This is a genomic window from Streptococcus sp. 29892, from assembly GCF_032594935.1.
Classification (GTDB): Bacteria; Bacillota; Bacilli; order Lactobacillales; family Streptococcaceae; genus Streptococcus; species Streptococcus hyiners.
Genome location: NZ_CP118734.1, coordinates 908,017 through 926,841, shown reverse-complemented (window position 1 = coordinate 926,841; position 18,825 = coordinate 908,017). Strand labels below are relative to the sequence as shown.

The 18,825-nt window shown below is 43.2% G+C and carries 23 protein-coding genes; all 23 read right to left on the bottom strand.

Annotated features, from left to right (window positions below; translation table 11 throughout):
* From hemB to PW220_RS04555, 23 genes are read right to left on the bottom strand one after another with little or no spacing between them, the layout of a single operon-like run.
* Entirely contained in the window at positions 1-975 is a 975-nt protein-coding gene (hemB, locus tag PW220_RS04665) for a porphobilinogen synthase (protein ID WP_248044585.1), read from the bottom strand.
* Positions 962-1,684, bottom strand: a complete 723-nt coding sequence (locus PW220_RS04660; protein WP_248054326.1) for a uroporphyrinogen-III synthase — start codon at positions 1,682-1,684, stop codon at positions 962-964. Before PW220_RS04660 ends, hemB begins: the two co-directional genes overlap by 14 nt.
* Positions 1,681-2,589 carry a hydroxymethylbilane synthase gene (hemC, locus tag PW220_RS04655; protein WP_248054329.1) on the bottom strand — a complete coding sequence of 303 codons (909 nt, stop codon included), beginning with the start codon at positions 2,587-2,589 and terminating at the stop codon, positions 1,681-1,683. The genes PW220_RS04660 and hemC overlap by 4 nt, the downstream gene beginning before the upstream one ends.
* Complete coding sequence (gene hemA / locus PW220_RS04650) at positions 2,576-3,835, bottom strand: glutamyl-tRNA reductase (protein ID WP_248054331.1); 1,260 nt, start codon at positions 3,833-3,835, stop codon at positions 2,576-2,578. Before hemA ends, hemC begins: the two co-directional genes overlap by 14 nt.
* 15 nt (positions 3,836-3,850) lie before the next feature.
* Positions 3,851-4,285, bottom strand: a complete 435-nt coding sequence (locus PW220_RS04645; RefSeq protein WP_248054332.1) for a precorrin-2 dehydrogenase/sirohydrochlorin ferrochelatase family protein — start codon at positions 4,283-4,285, stop codon at positions 3,851-3,853.
* Positions 4,286-4,287: 2 nt separating this feature from the next.
* A complete protein-coding gene (locus PW220_RS04640; protein WP_248054334.1) occupies positions 4,288-4,872 on the bottom strand; it encodes a cob(I)yrinic acid a,c-diamide adenosyltransferase in 585 nt (194 codons plus the stop codon).
* A gap of 20 nt (positions 4,873-4,892) precedes the next feature.
* Complete coding sequence (locus PW220_RS04635) at positions 4,893-6,380, bottom strand: cobyric acid synthase (RefSeq protein WP_248054336.1); 1,488 nt, start codon at positions 6,378-6,380, stop codon at positions 4,893-4,895.
* Complete coding sequence (locus PW220_RS04630; RefSeq protein WP_248054338.1) at positions 6,334-7,182, bottom strand: energy-coupling factor ABC transporter ATP-binding protein; 849 nt, start codon at positions 7,180-7,182, stop codon at positions 6,334-6,336. The genes PW220_RS04635 and PW220_RS04630 overlap by 47 nt, the downstream gene beginning before the upstream one ends.
* A gap of 9 nt (positions 7,183-7,191) precedes the next feature.
* Positions 7,192-7,857: a cobalt ECF transporter T component CbiQ gene (gene cbiQ, locus PW220_RS04625; RefSeq protein ID WP_248054340.1), complete on the bottom strand. Its 666-nt coding sequence runs from the start codon at positions 7,855-7,857 to the stop codon at positions 7,192-7,194.
* Positions 7,844-8,125: an energy-coupling factor ABC transporter substrate-binding protein gene (locus PW220_RS04620; protein WP_024380914.1), complete on the bottom strand. Its 282-nt coding sequence runs from the start codon at positions 8,123-8,125 to the stop codon at positions 7,844-7,846. Before PW220_RS04620 ends, cbiQ begins: the two co-directional genes overlap by 14 nt.
* A gap of 1 nt (position 8,126) precedes the next feature.
* Positions 8,127-8,849 (bottom strand): energy-coupling factor ABC transporter permease, encoded by a 723-nt coding sequence (locus PW220_RS04615; protein WP_029694330.1) that lies wholly within the window; start codon positions 8,847-8,849, stop codon positions 8,127-8,129.
* Between the two features lie 20 nt (positions 8,850-8,869).
* Positions 8,870-9,565: a cobalt-factor II C(20)-methyltransferase gene (locus PW220_RS04610; protein WP_248054341.1), complete on the bottom strand. Its 696-nt coding sequence runs from the start codon at positions 9,563-9,565 to the stop codon at positions 8,870-8,872.
* Between the two features lie 9 nt (positions 9,566-9,574).
* The gene (locus PW220_RS04605; protein ID WP_248054343.1) at positions 9,575-10,342 is read right to left on the bottom strand and encodes a sirohydrochlorin cobaltochelatase; all 768 of its coding nucleotides are present in this window, start codon (positions 10,340-10,342) and stop codon (positions 9,575-9,577) included.
* The gene (gene cobA / locus PW220_RS04600) at positions 10,339-11,793 is read right to left on the bottom strand and encodes a uroporphyrinogen-III C-methyltransferase (RefSeq protein ID WP_248054350.1); all 1,455 of its coding nucleotides are present in this window, start codon (positions 11,791-11,793) and stop codon (positions 10,339-10,341) included. Before cobA ends, PW220_RS04605 begins: the two co-directional genes overlap by 4 nt.
* A 17-nt stretch (positions 11,794-11,810) precedes the next feature.
* Complete coding sequence (cobK, locus tag PW220_RS04595; RefSeq protein ID WP_248054352.1) at positions 11,811-12,590, bottom strand: precorrin-6A reductase; 780 nt, start codon at positions 12,588-12,590, stop codon at positions 11,811-11,813.
* On the bottom strand, positions 12,587-13,312 hold the full coding sequence (gene cobJ / locus PW220_RS04590; RefSeq protein WP_105106638.1) for a precorrin-3B C(17)-methyltransferase: 726 nt from the start codon (positions 13,310-13,312) through the stop codon (positions 12,587-12,589). Before cobJ ends, cobK begins: the two co-directional genes overlap by 4 nt.
* A 20-nt stretch (positions 13,313-13,332) precedes the next feature.
* On the bottom strand, positions 13,333-14,421 hold the full coding sequence (locus PW220_RS04585) for a cobalt-precorrin 5A hydrolase (RefSeq protein WP_398582933.1): 1,089 nt from the start codon (positions 14,419-14,421) through the stop codon (positions 13,333-13,335).
* Entirely contained in the window at positions 14,369-15,142 is a 774-nt protein-coding gene (locus tag PW220_RS04580; RefSeq protein WP_024380922.1) for a cobalt-precorrin-4 methyltransferase, read from the bottom strand. Before PW220_RS04580 ends, PW220_RS04585 begins: the two co-directional genes overlap by 53 nt.
* A 5-nt stretch (positions 15,143-15,147) precedes the next feature.
* Positions 15,148-15,711, bottom strand: coding sequence for a decarboxylating cobalt-precorrin-6B (C(15))-methyltransferase (locus PW220_RS04575; RefSeq protein WP_248050904.1), 564 nt, complete (start codon positions 15,709-15,711; stop codon positions 15,148-15,150).
* Complete coding sequence (locus PW220_RS04570; protein ID WP_316716455.1) at positions 15,698-16,315, bottom strand: cobalt-precorrin-7 (C(5))-methyltransferase; 618 nt, start codon at positions 16,313-16,315, stop codon at positions 15,698-15,700. The genes PW220_RS04575 and PW220_RS04570 overlap by 14 nt, the downstream gene beginning before the upstream one ends.
* A complete protein-coding gene (cbiD, locus tag PW220_RS04565) occupies positions 16,306-17,430 on the bottom strand; it encodes a cobalt-precorrin-5B (C(1))-methyltransferase CbiD (protein WP_248054356.1) in 1,125 nt (374 codons plus the stop codon). Before cbiD ends, PW220_RS04570 begins: the two co-directional genes overlap by 10 nt.
* Position 17,431: 1 nt before the next feature.
* Positions 17,432-18,127: a cobalt-precorrin-8 methylmutase gene (locus PW220_RS04560; protein WP_248054360.1), complete on the bottom strand. Its 696-nt coding sequence runs from the start codon at positions 18,125-18,127 to the stop codon at positions 17,432-17,434.
* 9 nt (positions 18,128-18,136) lie between these two features.
* Complete coding sequence (locus PW220_RS04555) at positions 18,137-18,820, bottom strand: cobalt-precorrin-8 methylmutase (protein ID WP_248054362.1); 684 nt, start codon at positions 18,818-18,820, stop codon at positions 18,137-18,139.
* Positions 18,821-18,825: the final 5 nt, after the last annotated feature.

Genomic DNA, 18,825 nt, shown 5'->3' with positions numbered 1-18,825 from the left:
TTATCCTTCCTCTTTCAAATAGTAGGCTACGTCTTTGGCAAAGTAGGTGATAATCAAGTCTGCACCTGCCCGCTTAAATCCTGTCAAGGTTTCAAGAACAACCGCCTTCTCATCAATCCAGCCATTTTGAGCTGCAGCTTTAATCATGGCATATTCTCCGCTGACATTATAGGCAACTAAGGGAAGTTTTGTTTCCTGCCGTAACTCCCGCAGAATATCCAAGAAGGCTAGGCCTGGCTTGACCATGAGAAAGTCAGCACCTTCTTTCTCATCGCTCAGTGCCTCTCTCAATGCTTCTAAACGATTGGCTGGATCCATTTGGTAGGTCTTCCGATTGCCGAACTTTGGAGCACTCTCACCAGCATCGCGAAACGGTCCGTAAAAGCTAGAGGCAAACTTAATGGCATAGGACATGATGGGAATATCTTCAAAACCTGCCTGATCCAGTCCCTGACGAATAGCCTCAACATAGCCGTCCATGGCGTTGGATGGAGCAATGATATCCGCCCCCGCTCTTGCTTGACTAATAGCAACTTCTGCCAAGCGTGTCAAGGAAGTATCATTGTCAACCTCCTGACCTTTTAACAAACCACAATGTCCATGACTGGTAAATTCACACAAGCAGGTATCTGCGATCACGACAAGCTGAGGGAAGTGTTCTTTGATTAGGCGAATCGCTTCCTGAACAATGCCTGTTTCACAAGAGGCCTGGCTACCAATCTCATCTTTTTCCTTGGGAATGCCAAATAGAATGATACTCTTTAGCCCTAATTTTTCTACTTCTGCTATTTCATCCACTAACTGATGCAAGGGGAATTGATAGACTCCTGGCATGGAAGCTACTTCCTGCTTGTCTTCAAGACCTTCTTTCACAAAAATAGGATAAATCAAGTCTGTGGTCAGTAGTTGGGTTTCCCTGACTAAATCGCGAATCCCTTCTGTCCTTCTCAGACGTCTGTGTCTAAAAAATACCATATCGTTTCTCCTTATCCATTATGGTTTCTAGCATGGCAGTGATAGAAGGCCTGTCTGGCATTAGGTCTACCTCATAACCAGAGTCCATCACTGCCTGAGCTGTTGTCCTTCCAATGACTGCTATTTTATGGCTGGCAGGGAGCTTTTTTACTACCTCTGTAAAACTGTGCCAGGCAGATGGACTAGCAAAGGTCCAAATAACCCTATCTATGTTCAGATAAGTAGCCAGCTGAGCCTGACCTGCCTGATGGGCAACCGTGTCATACATCTCCCAAGCCAGCACAGAATGCCCTTCTTGCCTCAAACGCTCTGCGATGCGAGGATTGGCCAAATGACTCTGAGGCAGCAAGATCGTTTGCCTTTCTAAGCCAAGGGCCAGCCACTCCTCTACAAAATCTTTTCCATACTGACTAGTGGACTCAAAAGTCACTGACCGTCCTGCTTCCCTGATGGAACGACTGGTCTGCTCGCCAATACTGGCAATCTGTATGGCAGAGGGGAGATAGGGCAGAAAGCACTCAAAAGCTGTCGCACTGGTGCAGAACAACCAATCAGCCTTTTCCAACTCCTGCTGGACTTGTTGAGGTAGGGGATGGGCCTGAAAAGCTATCAGAGGAACAATTACTAGCTGGAAGCCAACATTTTCCAAAGCTGCTTGCAGGTCCACATCTATAACCCCATCTCTTGTTACTACAATCGTCGCTGTCATCTTGCTGGCTCAACCCCTAGCTGATTGAGTTTCTCCACGGCCTCCTTAGCTAACTGGAAACCGTCTGGACCAGAGAGTCTGATGCGGTGGCAGTTTTTCTCACGGTCTGCCAGCATGACTTCTAACTGATAGTCAGCTCCAACCTGCTTGGCCAAGGCAGCAATTGGGAAGGTGCAATCAGCACCCATTCCTCGTAAAAATTCCCGCTCAATGCCTGCACAGATGGCTGTTTCAGGATGGTTTATGCCAGATAAGATATCCAATACTTGCTGGTCATCCGCCCGACATTCGATTCCCAGAGCTGCCTGGGCAATAGCAGGAAGACAAATGGATTCGTCCAAATATTCAATATCCAAGTCAGCCTGGCTGGTCCAGCCAAGTCGATTGATTCCCGCAACTGCTAAGACAATGGCATCATACTGGCCGTCTCGGACCTTTTGGATACGGCTATCGATATTTCCACGCAAGGACTTGTAGACCAGATCAGGCCGAACAGCCTCGAGCTGAACTTGACGGCGAAGACTGCTAGTTCCTACTACTGATCCAGCTGGCAAGCTAGCCAAGGTCATACCAGCTTCTTTGAAAATTAAACAGTCACGCACATCCTCACGCTCAGGACTGGCCCCAATGACACATCCCTCAGCTAGTAGCCCAGGAACATCTTTCAAGCTATGGACTGCAATGTCAATCTCTTTTTCCACCAGTGCCTTCTCAATATCTTTAACAAAAACACCTTTTCCACCGATTTTCTGAAGACTGACGTGGACTAGCTTGTCACCTGTCGTCTTATAAGGAACCAGTTCAAACTCAACATCGGGGTGTAAGGTCTTAAGGGCATCTACAACCATATTGGTCTGAGTCAGTGCTAGCTGACTTTGCCGAGTTCCCACTCTAATTATTGTCATAATCTTCTCCTAATCTGTCTGCTTTTAAGCCAAAAAGTTTACAGACCAAGGCAATATCATAGTCAGACCTTTCCCCGACAGACATCTCCTTGAGTTGTAAAATGGGCTCTCTAATCAACTGATTGACAATCCCCTTCATGTGTTTGGAAATTTGTTTCTGTTCCCTTTCGGTCAAATCAGGTATTTTTCGATTGATACTTTCTAAAGATGTTGCATGAATCTGCAAGGCTTTTTCCCTCAATTCACGAATAAGCGGAACAATTCCCAACTGCGCTTGCCACTCTTGGTATTTGACCAACTCATCCTCTATTTCCAAAACAATCTGATTGGCAATTTCTCTTCTTTCTTCATGATAGACTTCCAGTTGATTGCTGAGATTCTCGATCGTATAGAGGGTCATCTGTTCACTGGGATGAACGGTCCTAGGTAGACAAAGGTCAAAGGCGATAACACTTTCTTTTAGCATGGTTGGAAAAAGAATGTAGCCACCTACTTTTACAGCCGAGAATACAACATCCGCATCCGCAACCGCTGCTTCTAGCTGGTCCCAGCTAAAAGCCTGCACACGTTGGTCCTGTAGAAAATACTGGGCCTTTGAAACTGTCCGATTGACCAAGCGGATTTGTTCAAAAGGTTTTTTCAGCAAGTATTTGGTCACCAGTTGGCCGATTTCACCCAGGCCGATAACCGCTACCGTTTTTCCAGAATAGTCAAAATCCGTCTGCTCTAGCATTTGCACCGCTGTTAAGCCTATGGAAATCGGTCGAGCATTGATGCGGTATTCTTCATGCATTCGTTTGGCAAAGGTCATGACCTGCTTGAAGACTTGATTTAAGATAACTCCAGTCGTCCCAACTGTCTGAGCTCTGGCAAAGGCCCGTTTCAACTGACCTAGAATTTGAGTTTCTCCTAAAATCTTCGATTCCAGGCCAATGGACACTCTCAGTAGGTGTTCCAAGACCTGATCGGCTTCTTTGAAAATCAGACAGGGATCTACTTCTTTCGCTTCCAGCTGAAACCAGTTCAGTAAAAATCGTTTGGCATAATAGCGTCCCGTATGGAGCTGGTCCACTACTAGATACAGCTCTGTTCGATTACAGGTCGATACAATGACCGTTTCAAAAATACTTTTCTCTTGGTTGAGGGCCCGTAAGGCCTGGTCCACTTCCTCGTCGGAAAAGTGTGCCCTCTCCAACAAACTAAACGGTGTATTTTGATGGGTCAATCCAACATATAATAGGTCCATAACATACTAACCTTTTCATTCTAACTCTTCTAACAGTGCTTCGATTTTCTGACGTATGGCCTTTGAATAGGCAGCAGAAGCACCATTTGTTGAAATCATGACAGAAAAATTTTTTCCCTTGGCCATTGCTACATTATAAAAATCAGAATGGTTCTTGTCACCAGTATTGTTGACCAACTGACTAGGATCGGCATCCTCCATCACTTGCAGATTGACACTGGCTTGGTCGGTACAGGCAAAGGCTAATGTTGCACCCTCTAAATCTCCTTTTTGATAGGATCTAGCAAGCCAGGTCACTTGTGTAGCATCAATACTTGAATGCAGGTCTGGGCTGATAACAGTCACCAAAGCACCCTCATCTAACAAGCCCTTGATTTTTCTGGAAGCAACCTTGCCTCCGCCTACCACAACTACCTTTTTTCCCTTTATGTTAATCATAACTGGGTACATGGTCATGCCTCCTTTTTCCGACTTCGAAAAATCTTAGAACTGCGTTCATAGACCGTATCAGCTACCCCTAGTCTAAAATTAACCAGGCGAGCGAGGACAAAAAAGTAGTCTGATAAACGGTTAATATAGACAAGACCGACTGGATTTACCTTTTCTTCTATCTCCATTAAGGCTACCATGCGGCGTTCAAGCCTTCTGGTAAGTGTTCTTGCCATGTGGAGAGAACTGGCAATCAAATGCCCACCTGGTATGATGAACTTCTCCAACTGAGGAGGCTGTTTCATATAGGCATCCATACGTTCTTCCAGCCAATTTACAGTAGCTTCTTCCTGCTTGTAGGGCCGTAATTCCCTTGGTGTAGCTAGGTCACTGCCACAATCAAAGAGCTGCTGCTGGATTTGCTCGCACTCCAGTCGAAGGTCGTCCAATTCTGGGTATTCCCTCATCTCCGCAACTATTCTTCCTAGCAGTGAACACAGCTCATCCATAGTCCCGTAAGCTTCCACGCGCTCATGGGTCTTGGAAACTCGGTCACCACCATAAAGGCGGGTTTTCCCACTATCTCCATATCCTGTATAAATTCGCATACATTTTCCCTTCCTAACGGTCAAGCTAAGATGTCATAGATAGCTGCCATGTCCAAGGATTCTCTCAAAATAGTTGCTAACTTATCGTACTCTCTATCCTTTATGGTCTGAATGGCTTCTACTTGCTGGTCAAGAGTTGGCAAGCCTTTTCTAATTCTTAATTGATTTAGGTAATCACGGGTCCATGCCAGATTGTCGAAAATACCATGTAGATAGGTCCCTTGAACCTGACCACCATGTCCAATAGCTCCATCCTGACGCTCCGTCGCCTCGCCATTTTGCAAAACAATGGTTGAAAATGCTTGAACACCATCACCCAAACAGGTTTCCCCCATATGGATTTCATAACCTTCTAAGCAGTAGTCACCTTGTCGAGCTTGGACCTGAGTGGTACACTTATTGGCTTGGAAGATAGTGGTTGTGCCTAAAAGCCCCAGAGCAGGTATGTCCTGAATGCTGGACTCAACCCCTAAGGGATCCGACAAGTGTTGACCAAGTAACTGGTAGCCACCACAAATACCAAAAATAGCACTTCCTTCTTGGAAACAACGATGAATTTCTTTATCCAAGCCCGACTCGACCAAATAAACCATATCCTCAATGGTGTTCTTGCTTCCTGGTAAAATCACGAGATCTGGGTGACCAAGCTCATCACCTGGTCTGACATAGCGAACAGACACGTCAGGCTGCATTTCTAGACTATTAAAATCTGTAAAATTGGACATCCTATTCAGATTGATAATGGCAATATCCAAGTCTTTTTGAGGATTATATTTCCGGCTTTTTTGAACTAGAGCAACACTATCTTCACTATCAATGTTGAGCTGGGCATAAGGGACTACACCCAAAACAGGAACTTTGGTCAAGTCCTCAATCATGTCGATTCCTGACTGAAGCAGGGCAACGTCACCTCGGAATTTATTGATAATTACTCCCTTGATTCGTTGGCGATCTTCCTCTGGCATGAGCATGATTGTCCCATAAATCGAAGCAAAGACACCACCCTTATCAATATCCGCTACCAAGATAACCGGTGCATCAACCAATCTAGCCATACCCATATTAACAATATCTCGGTCGTTCAAATTGATCTCAGCTGGGCTACCTGCTCCCTCAAGCAATATTATATCATTTTCAGCACTCAGTTCCTCATAAACTTCTTTAATCTTGGGAAGCAACTCCTGCTTAAATTCATGGTACTCGACCGCATCCATATCCGTTAGGACCTGGCCCATGAAAACAACCTGAGATTTTCGGTCTGAGGTCGGTTTGAGAAGAACAGGGTTCATCCGAACATCTGGTTCAACCTGAGCAGCCTCCGCTTGAAAGACCTGGGCCCGTCCCATTTCCTGACCTGTTTTGGTGATATACGAATTAAGGGCCATATTCTGTGATTTGAAGGGCACAACCCGCAGGCCATCCTGCTTAAAAATACGACATAGCCCTGCTACGATAATACTCTTACCGGCATCCGAAGCTGTTCCTTGAATCATCAATGATTTTGCCATAGTCTTTTCCTAACCTTTCAAAAAATTCCTGTTCATTTTCTGCCAATGGGAGTCCCATTGCTAGATGTAATTTTACTAGCCAAGGTAAAGATAAGCGGGCCTTCTCTAAGATTTCCTCCTCTAAAAAGACACTGCTTACTTCGCCTTCCAAGACTAATTTCCCCTTATCAAGTAGGTAAACGTAGTCGCAGCAATCATACATCAAATCCATATCATGACTGGTCAAGATAATTTTTGTTCCTTGCTTGGCCAATTTTTTCATCAGAAACATCATATGATTCCGACCACGCGGATCTAAACCTGCAGTCGGTTCATCCAGAAGTAAATACTTGGGTTGTAAGGCTAAAACACCTGCAATCGCCACCTTTTTCTTCTGACCAAAACTCAAATAGTGAACAGGGCGATTTCGCAAATGTTCGATATGCATATCTTTTAACGCCTTATCCACACGCTCCTTTATTTCTGGCTCTGGATAGGAGAGATTACGAAGGGCCAGGGCCACATCATCTTCCACCACTGAGTAAAACAACTGTTGTTCAGGGTCTTGAAAAACAATTCCGACCTCTTGGCGATAGGCATACAGTGCTTTTTTAGAATAGACAAGCGATTTCTGTTGGTAATACACCCTTCCATCTTGTGGTTGGTAGAGGCCCATGATAACTTTCATCAGAGTAGACTTACCAGAGCCATTTGCTCCTAAAACACCGACGATTTGCCCCTTATCAAAGTCCATAGTTACATCTTCGAGGACCTTTCCAAAGTCTAGATTATAGGTGTAACTGATATTCTCCACACTTAGCATGATAACCTCCTAAGGATCAAAGCGAAATTCTAACATATCATTGATCTGTCGATTTGCTCTCATCAATCTAGTAAATAATTGACTAGCCAACAAACCCATAGTTTGATAGCTCTGCTTGACTGTTCCAAAACCAAATTTCAAATCAAGTGTATCTCGCATGACAAGAAATTCTTCCAAAAACATGAAGATAAAGCGATACATAAAGACAATAACTTCTAATAATTCATTTGGAATGCGAAAACTTCTTAACAAGTCAATCAACTGTCTAAATGGTACAGTGAGAACAAAAAAGTAGGTAGACATCAAACAAGCATAACTTCTCACAAACACAGCAATGGTTTGATCTAGACTAGCACGAGTGATAACTGCATAGCCCTTCCACAAAGGTAAGGCTAGAATAAGATTCTTTGATGGAGATTCTTGAAAACTCACGGCCATGGTTACTAAACTGATAAAAACAAAAGGCAGGGTTAACAATAGCCATTTTACATATGTTTTCCAATGTAACTTTGCTAGGTAACAAGTCACTGGGAATAAGGCCACTATAATAGCCCATTGCAGGCTAGGAATTCCTGTAAAAGAAATTCCTAGCAACAATAGGTAAATCCCTAATTTTACTTTGGGAGATAGCCCTACCAATCGATTCTGGTAGGCGTATTGATCAATGATTAACATATTTCTTTCCCTTGTGATAACCCAATACATAGGTAATAATACCCACACCAATGCTACCTTGTAGAGTGAAGAGTAAGCTCTCAATCTCACCACTAGCTGGTTCATAAATTGAAGCGAACCATGGTTCATAATCTGGATTAACCTCTGTAATGGCTACTTCAGCACCGCCATCCGAACCCCCAAACTCGGCGTCTTTAGGTGCTAAGAAAAAGGCACCAACAGCAATCAGAACACAAGTCAACAATAAGAGAATATTTTGCTTTTTCATCTTAGAACACTCCTACTTCTTCTTTTTTAGCATTGGCTACAACTAAGTTATACAGGACTACTGACAAAAGACCTTCAATGATGGCAATTGGAATTTGTGTAACCATGAAGACCCCCATAAATTTCATTGCAGCACCAAAGACACCTGCTTGTGCATCTGGAAAGGCCAATGATAATTGTAGCGAAGTAGTTAAATAAGTTGCCAGGTCAGCTATAAAAGCACAGAGGAAAATAGCCACGCGCTGATTGACTTTCATAGACAGGGCTAATTTATAAACAAAGTAACCAACAAATGGTCCAACAACTGCCATTGAAAATCCATTTGCTCCCAAGGTCGTCAAACCACCATGGGCCAAGAAGAGAGCTTGGAAGAGCAAACAGATCGTTCCTAAAACAACCATGACACTCGGACCAAACATAGCTGTACCAAAGCCGACACCTGTTGGATGCGATGTTGAACCTGTTACAGATGGAATTTTTAGGGCTGAAAGGATAAAGACAAAGGCACCTGATAGAGCCAATCCCACCTTACTTTCAGGATTTTTCTGGACCGACTTTTTCAATTGGAACAAACCATACAGGAAAAATGGTGCAAATATTCCAAACCAGAGCAGGGCATGAGCAGGAGGTAAATAGCCTTCCATAATGTGCATGGCTGCTACTGGTGTAGCTGTAACTAGGGTCAGTAAAGCAACAAGTGCTAAAAGATTCAATAACTTTTTCATGTTATTCTCCTTTATTTTTTTTAATGTTTTTTGACTAACATAGTTGAGAAATAAGATAGCTTTTCTTCAGGAGAGAGATCTGCTACCCCATGTCGAATCTCTTGTTGATCGGTACTAGAACGACTAACAAGAACCGTTTTATCAAGCAAATCAAACTGCTTTAACAAGGGAAGTACTTCAGCAAGATGATTAGCCACCTTCATAATAACAACCGTTTCATGTGTCCTTAATACAGCCTCCAAGTGCTGTACATCCGCAGTTGCTGGAACAACTGCAAATGATTCCTCATCCATGACCAAGGGCAAACCGACTTCAGCTGCAATACTGTTATATGACGTTATCCCCGGTATGGTCTTGGTTTCAATACGATGCCCGATAATGTCTAATAGATAGCTATAGGTACTGAATACCATTGGATCCCCTAGAGTAATGAAACCAACATTCTTACCTGCTTGGACATCTGCAACAATTTCTTCAGCGATATCCAGCCATTGCCCTTCTTTATGCGACTTATCCCTTACCATTGGAAAATGTCGTTGCTTGATCATCAATTCTTCACTAAGATAGGGTCCAGCAATCTCAAGCGCTAAACTTTTCGCTCCTTTTTTGGCTTCTGGAGTATAGAGAATATCAAGCTCACCAAGAATACGACTAGCTTTTACTGTTACCAACTCACTATCACCAGGACCAATCCCAATTCCATAAAATCGTGCCATAAGTTACTCCTAGTCAATGATTTTGTGTAGATGTTGGATATACATATCTTGAATGGCTGGATACTCGCCTAGACCAATCAAATGTGGAATCACTTCATAACCCCGTTGACTGAAATAGGTATTCCAAGAATCTTCATCATCTGACACCATATCATTGGTCGCATGTTCACCAGCTACCAGCATGAAGGGTGCCAAATGAACTTCTTTGATTCCCTTAGATTTTAATTTCTCCTCAATCTGCTCAACAGGAGGATAGCTTTCCACACAACCAATGTGCACCGGACTACCAGTCAACATATGATCTAATGCCGCATAGGCCACAAAGGCATTGTGTTGGCTTCCATGGCCCATTAAAACAGTAGCTGCTTTTTCACCAAAATGGCCGTACTGGTCCATCAGAACTTGCTTGACTTGCTGATAGTCATCTTCACTGTGGAGCAAGGGCTGACCAACTTTTATGATGTCAAAATAAGATTGAAATTCTTGTGATTGATTCAAGATTTTTTCAAATTCAGACCCCGCAATAATGTGTAATGGCTGAATGTAAACTTCCCGAATTCCTTCGTCTTTCATTTGTTCCAAGGCTTGTTTAACAGTTGGAATCTCTAGTCCCTCATTTTCCTTGATACGTCTCAAAACGACTGTAGAAGTATAAGCCTGATAAACCGCATACTGCGGAAAGGCCTCCTTGATGGCCTGTTCACAGGCACCAATCGTTTTTTGTCTCGTTTCTGGATGAGTTGTTCCAAAACTCACCAATAAAATAGCTTTTGTCATAGGTTCTCCTTTATCAGAATGTCACGACACTTGTCTCGAATAGCCAAAATGGTTGGCTGGTCTGTTTCAATAATCCTTGAATAGCCTGCTTCCACCAGTTTATCTCGTGTTGTTTCTCCCATAACGATAATTGGCAGTTCTTGAAGGTCTAATCCTGTCTCTTCCACAAGAGTCACAAAATTAGCCGCAGCAACTGAATTTGGCAAGCAAACACAGTCAAGATTGGTCCAATCTTGAGGTCTTAATTCCTTATCAAATGCAAGACTATGGGTGACAAGGACAGGGAAGTCATATAAGCTTCTCAAATCTGCCAGCTTGTGTTCTGGAGCCACCAAATACCAAGAAGCATCAGTCTTTTCCAGTAAGTCCTTAATAGAAGGATCCTTACTTTGTGTTCCTTTTGCTACTAATAAAATCCCTGCTTCTTCCAATGTCTTAGCAGTATGATGACCAATGGCCGCAAACTGAATATGGGAAAGGCTGCGTAGGTCAATTCCATCCTCCCTCAAACGAGATAAGAATAAAATCCAACTCTGCGTATCAGTAAATACCATTCCATCAACTTGGGACCAATCTGGCAAATCAAAGGAAAGCTTATTAACCTGTGTACGACTTGGGAATTTAACCAAGGTCGCTCCATCATCTTTTAAGTAGACTGGCAATTTCCCGGTTGTTGAATCCTGTAAAAAGATTCGTTTACCATGCAAAGGAAGATGTTCATAGAAATTCAATTCCTTTCTAAATGAAACTACATCCCCAACAACAATGATAGAAGGTGCCTTCATATCTTCTTTCAGGGCCAGTTCTTCAATGGTAGACAAGGTTCCGTCTATCGAGCGCTGGCTTGGATGGGTTGCCCATTCTACTATCGCTACAGGTGTATTCTTAGAAAAACCATTGTTAACAAGTTCTCGTGTGATGACGGATAGATGTTTCATCCCCATTAAGAAGACCAGGGTTCCCTTAAGCTGACTAATAGCTGCCCAGTTTAGACTTTCCATTTCATCCTGCAAATGACCTGTAAAGACATGGAAGCTGGTTGCCTTATCCCTAAAAGTCATTGGGATTCCAGCATAAGTGGCACCTGCAATGGCCGATGTCACTCCTGGAACAATTTCAAAAGGAATTCCAGCCTCTACCAAGGCTTGAGCTTCTTCCCCGCCTCGCCCAAAGATATAAGGATCTCCACTTTTCAGTCGGACAACCCGCTTATTTTCCCTAGCGTTTTCAATAAGAATTCGCTCAATTTCCTCTTGCCGAATGCAAGGCATTCCTGGTTTCTTTCCAACATCAATCAGCTGACACTTATCTGATAGATAGGAAAACAAATCCTGATTGACCAAGCGGTCATAAACCAGAACATCTGCTTCACGCAATCTTCTAGCCCCCTTGACCGTTATCAGTTCAACATCACCAGGTCCCGCACCTAGCAAACTTACAAATCCTGTCATTCTAACTCCTTTCACTGTTAAACTATTGGGCATTCGTTTTGAAATGCTTCTATTTGTAAATAATCTTTTAGTTCTTCTACGGAAGACACCTTCTTAGGATAGTCCACCTTAGGCCTTGCGATGATAATGCAATCAACACCCAATTCTTGACAACCTGTGATTTTCTCACGAATACCACCAATACTGCCACTTTCTTTGGAAACAAAGGCTTGAGCCTTGGACCGTAAAATCAGTTCCTTGTTGCATTCCTTGGAAAAGGGTGCCTTAATAGCATCAATTTGATCCGCAACCATGCCCAATCGCTCGCAAGCCAGCAAAACCTCAGAAGTTGGAAGAACACGGGCCACAATTCGCACATCAGGTAAACCATTAACAAAGAGTGGCAAGGTTTTACTTCCAGTTCCCAAATAAACAGTAGGGTAACCTTTTTCTTTTATCAAGGATATGGCTTCTTCTGTGGAATGTACCACTAGGGCTCCCGTCAAGTCATCTGTTTCCTTCCGCTCATACCGCAGGTAAGAAATGCCAGCAAGCTCTGCTGCTCTCATCGCCTCCTTGGAAACCAAATCTGCAAAAGGGTGGGTAGCATCAATGATTTCATCCACTTTGTGTTCTTGGACAAAGCGGACCATATCCTCTGCAGTCAATCGACCTTGAATGACAGGTTGACCAAATTTGGATGCCAGATGTTTCCCATAGTCTGTCACCACCGATGTTGTTACCTCGATACCTAGATCATTTAGCAGAGCCAAAATTTCTGTGCTGTCCGAAGTCCCTCCCAAAAGTAATTTCATCATAGAGTGTATCCTCTAGGTGTAACCATACGGCCATTTTTAATATAGGTTTCTTTGTTTCCAACGATGACAATGGTTGTCATATCAACCAAGGACTCATCTAAATCTTTAATCGTCGTTAAGATATACTCCTCTTTCTTTCGACCGATGTCCTTACCAATGCCCACAATGGTATCTGGTGATTTGTACTCAGCAATAATTGAAAGGGCCTTGGATAGATGGTCCGGCCGCCCCTTACTACGTGGATTGTAGAGACAGATGACGAAATCTCCCTGAGCAGCGGCATGAAGACGTTTTTCAATAACAGGCATGGGGGTCATCAAGTCACTAAGACTGATATGACAAAAGTCGTTCATCAAGGGAGCACCCATAATTGCTGCAGCACCCAAGCTAGCTGTAATACCTGGAATCACCTTGACTTCCAAGTCAGAATCATCACCAATCAGCTCTAGAATTAGTCCAGCCATACCATAGACACCTGCATCACCACTGGATACAACACCGACATTCTTACCCGTTTCCAGAGCCAAATCAATAGCTTTTTGGCAGCGTTCAATTTCTTTCCGCATACCTGTCGCCACTAATTCCTTACCTTCTACCAAATGCAAAATCAAACGCATGTAGGTTGAATAACCAACAATAATTTCGCAATCCTCGATAGCCTTGAGGGCTTCTCCAGACATTAGTTCCTCTTTACCTGGACCTAAGCCAATCACATAGAGCATAGCATTCTCCTTTATATCTATTAGTTTACAGGGACTTTACCTAAAGCAAAGGTACACCCATCTTTTGCAAATCGATTTGTTAGAACCTGGCCATCGCTGGCAAGGTCTGCACTAGCAAGCGCCACACTTCCTACCCCAACTGTTTTTTTCACGAAATCCGAACAAGGATACTTGTCAGCAACCTTCTCTAAGTCCTCCTTGCTATATACATCAAAAGGACAAGATAGTCGTTCTGCTAAATCCAAAATGGCCTCTTCATCCTTCTTGACGTCAATACTGACAATCCTCGCAATTTCGGTTTGCTCAATTCCTTGTTCCTGACAAAATTCTTGAAAGTTCCGATAAAAAATCTCAGAGGATACATTTTTTCGTGCCCCAACTCCAAGTACATAGGGCTTAGGATAAATGACAGCAAGATGTTCACGTTTGCTGGTCATTTCCTTTGTCTGCAAGAGAATAAGAGGGGCATCTCCAGCTAGGACTTCTTCCACTTGATTGACTTCAAGAAGGCTTAAGCCCCGCACATCTTCTATCCAAGGTTTTTCTTGGTAAAAATAGACCCTTTCCCGATTTGCTAACAATCCATTAAATTCCTTAACCAAGGGGCGTAGGTCAGATCGCCAACCATTGACGGATTTGGCAAGGGTATCCAGGGCAACAACATTTTGAACATCCGTTGCCGTTGTAATGACTGGATTAGCTTCTAGAAGAGTAGCGATTTCCCTAGTCACTTCATTGGCTCCACCCAGATGACCACTTAGTAGACTAATGACATTTGTCGCATTTTCATCTAGGACAATGACGGCTGGGTCTGCTGCTTTGTCCTGAACAACAGGAGCAATAGCACGGACAACAATTCCGGTCGCCATGATACAGACCAGAACGTCCACTTGTTGAAAGAGCTCTGCTATTGCCTGAGTAGGACGCTTATCAAAACCTGTCACCTGATTATCTGCCAATTTAGCTAGGCTGTAGATATGACAGGGACGTGCCCACTTGCTTTTCAACCTTAGAGCCGTTTCTTTGCCAGTTTCTGTTAGGGCAACAAGGGCAACCTTACTGGGCATGGCTACTTTTCCCATGGCGATACTCGTGTTCAAATTCTTCATGGTAAAGTTTTGAATAATAAAACTCCTGTCCTAGAAAATCACCAACCAGAATCAGAGCCGTCTTACTGATATCCGCTTCTTTGACCTTCTCTGCAATCGTTTCGAGTGTGCCAAAAACCTTTTTCTCCTCTGGCCAAGTCGCCTTATAGATGACCGCAACAGGTGTAGTGGTAGGATAGCCACCTTGAACCAATTCTTCCACTACTTTTTCAATGCCTTGAATAGACAGGAAAATAGCCATTGAAGTACGATGCTGGGCATAGCTTCGTAAAGATTCACGCTCTGGAACAGGTGTCCGACCTGCCATACGGGTAATGATGACACTTTGGGAAACTTCAGGCACTGTGTATTCTGTTCCAATACTTGAAGCAGCTCCTAAGAAGGAACTGACACCTGGGGTACAATCGAATGCAATCCCTCGCTTCTTCATCTCCTCAATCTGTTCACGGATAGAGCCGTAAATAGAGAAGTCGCCAGTCTGTAATCGGACAACCTCCTTGCCTGCCTTGACCCCTGCCTCCATGACATCAATAATTTCCAACAAATGCATCCCAGCACTATCATAAATTTCTGCACCTTCCTTGCAGTAATCCAAGAGGGCTGGATTGACCAAGGAACCTGCATAAATCACAACATCTGCCTGTGATAACTGCTTATAACCCTTCAAGGTAATCAGTTCCACATCACCAGGACCTGCACCAACAAAATGTACCTTCGACATTCTCTCTACTCCTTTTTAGCTTTTTGACAAGAAACCACAATTGTTGGATTCTGTGGTTTAAAATAATGACCTTTTCCTAAACCAGTCCAGTTGCCAACCTGTACTGAGGTGAGCTCTAGGTCTTCCCAATCCATTGTTTCAGCAATCTGGGCTGCCTCTAAGGCATTTTCCAAAAGTATAAAATTCAAGACCAACCTGCCTCCTGGAAGGAGAAGTTTCTGACACCAGTCAAAAATTTCCTGCATGTTTCCACCAGTCCCTCCGACAAAAATGGCATCAAATGGACCCTGTAGTTCAATCGGTGCCTTCCCTTCATGCAGAGTGATGTTTTGGCACTGAAACTTTTCAATATTTTGTCTTGTTAGGGCCAAGGCATCAGGATTTTGCTCCACAGCTACCACTTCTAATTGAGGATAGCTACAAGCTGCTTGAATCGTAACGCTACCAGTCCCAGATCCCACATCCAGCATCCGTTTAGCATGTGTTAAATCTAGTTTATCAATGCTAATGGCACGAATCTCTGATTTGGTCATAGGGACCTTGGTTCGAATAAATTCAGTATCCTTCATCTACAATTACCACCACATTCATTTTATAATCACGGTCAACAACATCTTCCGCTGCTAGAATACTGATTTCCTCATCTTCGTAGCTCAGATGTTCACCGATAATGATTTTCCGTTTAAGTCCCCTTTTGAGGACCTCCTGAGCAATTTGATAGGGACCAACATGGGCATCTGTCACCATGAAGACCTTGGGCAAACTCATGATCAAATCAAAGTTTGGGAGTTTGGCATGGCTGCTGGTTAAATAGGCATCATTCATAGGCAAACATACCTTGCTAGCTAAGTATTGCATGGAGCTAATCCCTGACAATATCCTAACACGACCAGGAAATTTTTCAGACATCCACTTGCCCAAACCGTAAATCAAGGGATCTCCTGAAACCAAGTAAACAATAGAAGCTTCTACGGGATATGTTTCCAATAAAGCCTCTAAGTCCTTCAGTTTTTTAGGAGCTATAACCCCTTTCTCCCTAAGACTAGCAGGAAGAACTTCTAAATGGCGCTCACTCCCCAAGATATAGTCTGCCTGCTCACAACGGTCCAATTGACCAACCAGGCAATAGACCGGATTTCCTGGACCAATGCCAATCACATCTATCATGACCATTCCTCCTGAATTTCCGCTAAGCTTTTGGTTGAAGCTAGGTAGCCATCTTCCGTACCAAATAAGACTACATCAATGGTTACCGCAGGTTGACGGTACTTGAGCAACCGCTCTGTCTTAGCCTTAATCTTGTCTGCTAAAATCTGATAAATACCTTCATAACCATATTCTTTGATAATGGTTGCTGCTGCATCTGTTGTCAAACATGTATTTACCTTCTGTAACATTTCCAAAGGAGCACCCATGAGGGCTAAATTAGCTATTAAGGTATCAATACGTCCATCAGAATCCTTACTATGCGTAGACATGGTGCCTGATGCAACCTTGACTAACTTGCCCATATGCCCAACCATCAGTACCTTTGTAAATCCAATTCTCTGAACTTCTTTCAGAACGTGCCCCACAAAATTGCTCATATTGACAATTTGCTCTTTGGGTAGGCCTAAACCATCCATTCCAAAGGCTTCACCATATTTTCCAGGCGATAGGACAACAGAACGATAACCCTTATTATAAAGCATGGACAACTCGACTGTAATAGCAGCCTTCCAACTATCTTCAGACATGGGGTTGACAATCCCTGTGGTACCTAAAATGGAAATACCTCCCAGAATGCCTAGCCGCGAATTATAAGTCGCCTTGGCAACTTCCTCACCTCCAGGAACAAATATCAAGACCTTAGCCCCGCAATCTGGACCTATCAAGTCACGAACATGCTCCTCAATCATCCTTCGCGGAGTTGGGTTTATAGCTGCCATACCGACTGCATTGGCCAGACCAACTTCTGTCACCCGACCGACTCCCTCACCTCCATCAATTTCAATTTCTGTCTGATGAGGCAATAAGGTAACTGTTGAAAAAATCAATAATCCATGGGTCGCATCGGCATCATCGCCGCCATCTTTTTGAATAGCTGCGGTAGCCGATTGTTCATCAAAGGAAGGCTTGTGAACATCCATAGTAACTTGGACACCTGAAGCTGTTTTTACAGTAACTTTCTCCTCGATTTCCTGTTGTAAAATCATGTTCAAAGCTGCAACTGTTGCTGCTGTTGCACAGGTCCCCGTCGTAAAGCCTCTTTTTAATTTTTTTCCATCAACATAAACATATTCTTCCATTTTATTTACCCTGACAATAGCCTTTTCCTGAAGGTGAGAAGAGTTGTCCCTCCTTATCCTCAGCTTTCAACTGATAGAGTATGGCATTAACAATGGCTGCTGCAATGGTACTGCCACCCTTTCTACCAAGTGCAGCTATAGCCGGCAAGGAACTTTCATGGAGTTGCAATTTAGACTCTGCAGCTCCAACAAATCCAACTGGAACACCTATGACTGGAACAGACTCCATTTGACCTGCCTCGACCATTTCCAAGACCTTAAATATAGAAGTTGGAGCATTCCCAAAAACAAAGAGTTTCGGCCCTTCGACTTTTGCCGCGTGCTCTACTGCAGCCATTGATCGCGTAATTCCCTTTTCCTTGGCTTCTTTAAAAATCTCTGGTTCATTCACCAAGCAACGATAAGCGACACCAAGCCTATCCAATAATTTTTTATTGAAACCTCCCAAAACCATCGTCGTATCAGTGAAAATGGTTCCCTTATTTTTCAAGACCTTCACTATTTCCTCAATGGCATGATTGGAAAACTGTATATTATACAGGTAATCAAAATCAGCACTAGTAAAAACAACTCGCTTTAAAACAGCCTCCTGATAGGGGTTTTTAAATACAAAATCCGAATGTTCTTTAGTGATGATTTCCTGAATTTTTTGGTAACTTGCTGCTTCAATTTTATGGGCATCTGTTATATAGACCATAGTCATCTCCTATTTACTTGTCGGTGTTGAGTAACGAATATAATCACCAGTCAAGACTTCTTTTAACTGGTAGATGATGGCATTTATTATAGCTACCACAATGGTACTACCACCCTTTCGACCAAGGGTCGCAATAGCAGGAAGAGGTGACGCAAGCAAGTCTGACTTAGATTCCTCAACATTGATAAAGCCAACTGGGACACCAATAACTGCATCAACTTCCATCTGCCCTGCCTCAACCAATTCTAATAAGTAGGATAGGGCTGTTGGAGCACCACCAAAGGCATAGACTTTTGGACCTGGAATCTTAGCTGCCACTTCAACAGCAGCCATGGCCCGTGTGATACCTTTTTCTTTAGCCAGTAGAGCAACATCTTCATCGTTGATCAAGCAGGTATAATTCACCCCCATTTGATCTAAAACACGTTTGTTTATCCCATTAAGTGAAATACTGGAATCCAGCACCAAGGTCCCCTTGTTTTTCAATACTTCTACAATCTTTTGATTGACATCATGAGTAAATTTTAAAGTATAGAGATAATCAAAATCGCCTGAAGTGTGAATTGCTCGCTTGATGATAGACTCCTCCATCTCCGTTTGAAATTGATAATCTGGATGCTCCTCATCAATAATCGATTGAATAATTTTAAAGCTTGTTTCCTCAATAGAGGATGGATTTTGAATATAGGTCATGTAAG

Bases quoted from the DNA above. Each gene is read 5' to 3' on its own strand.
- hemB (WP_248044585.1), bottom strand. From the start codon at position 975: ATGGTATTTTTTAGACACAGACGTCTGAGAAGGACAGAAGGGATTCGC.
- PW220_RS04660 (WP_248054326.1), bottom strand. From the start codon at position 1,684: ATGACAGCGACGATTGTAGTAACAAGAGATGGGGTTATAGATGTGGAC.
- hemC (WP_248054329.1), bottom strand. From the start codon at position 2,589: ATGACAATAATTAGAGTGGGAACTCGGCAAAGTCAGCTAGCACTGACT.
- hemA (WP_248054331.1), bottom strand. From the start codon at position 3,835: ATGGACCTATTATATGTTGGATTGACCCATCAAAATACACCGTTTAGT.
- PW220_RS04645 (WP_248054332.1), bottom strand. From the start codon at position 4,285: ATGTACCCAGTTATGATTAACATAAAGGGAAAAAAGGTAGTTGTGGTA.
- PW220_RS04640 (WP_248054334.1), bottom strand. From the start codon at position 4,872: ATGCGAATTTATACAGGATATGGAGATAGTGGGAAAACCCGCCTTTAT.
- PW220_RS04635 (WP_248054336.1), bottom strand. From the start codon at position 6,380: ATGGCAAAATCATTGATGATTCAAGGAACAGCTTCGGATGCCGGTAAG.
- PW220_RS04630 (WP_248054338.1), bottom strand. From the start codon at position 7,182: ATGCTAAGTGTGGAGAATATCAGTTACACCTATAATCTAGACTTTGGA.
- cbiQ (WP_248054340.1), bottom strand. From the start codon at position 7,857: ATGTTAATCATTGATCAATACGCCTACCAGAATCGATTGGTAGGGCTA.
- PW220_RS04620 (WP_024380914.1), bottom strand. From the start codon at position 8,125: ATGAAAAAGCAAAATATTCTCTTATTGTTGACTTGTGTTCTGATTGCT.
- PW220_RS04615 (WP_029694330.1), bottom strand. From the start codon at position 8,849: ATGAAAAAGTTATTGAATCTTTTAGCACTTGTTGCTTTACTGACCCTA.
- PW220_RS04610 (WP_248054341.1), bottom strand. From the start codon at position 9,565: ATGGCACGATTTTATGGAATTGGGATTGGTCCTGGTGATAGTGAGTTG.
- PW220_RS04605 (WP_248054343.1), bottom strand. From the start codon at position 10,342: ATGACAAAAGCTATTTTATTGGTGAGTTTTGGAACAACTCATCCAGAA.
- cobA (WP_248054350.1), bottom strand. From the start codon at position 11,793: ATGACAGGATTTGTAAGTTTGCTAGGTGCGGGACCTGGTGATGTTGAA.
- cobK (WP_248054352.1), bottom strand. From the start codon at position 12,590: ATGATGAAATTACTTTTGGGAGGGACTTCGGACAGCACAGAAATTTTG.
- cobJ (WP_105106638.1), bottom strand. From the start codon at position 13,312: ATGCTCTATGTGATTGGCTTAGGTCCAGGTAAAGAGGAACTAATGTCT.
- PW220_RS04585 (WP_398582933.1), bottom strand. From the start codon at position 14,421: ATGAAGAATTTGAACACGAGTATCGCCATGGGAAAAGTAGCCATGCCC.
- PW220_RS04580 (WP_024380922.1), bottom strand. From the start codon at position 15,142: ATGTCGAAGGTACATTTTGTTGGTGCAGGTCCTGGTGATGTGGAACTG.
- PW220_RS04575 (WP_248050904.1), bottom strand. From the start codon at position 15,711: ATGAAGGATACTGAATTTATTCGAACCAAGGTCCCTATGACCAAATCA.
- PW220_RS04570 (WP_316716455.1), bottom strand. From the start codon at position 16,315: ATGGTCATGATAGATGTGATTGGCATTGGTCCAGGAAATCCGGTCTAT.
- cbiD (WP_248054356.1), bottom strand. From the start codon at position 17,430: ATGGAAGAATATGTTTATGTTGATGGAAAAAAATTAAAAAGAGGCTTT.
- PW220_RS04560 (WP_248054360.1), bottom strand. From the start codon at position 18,127: ATGGTCTATATAACAGATGCCCATAAAATTGAAGCAGCAAGTTACCAA.
- PW220_RS04555 (WP_248054362.1), bottom strand. From the start codon at position 18,820: ATGACCTATATTCAAAATCCATCCTCTATTGAGGAAACAAGCTTTAAA.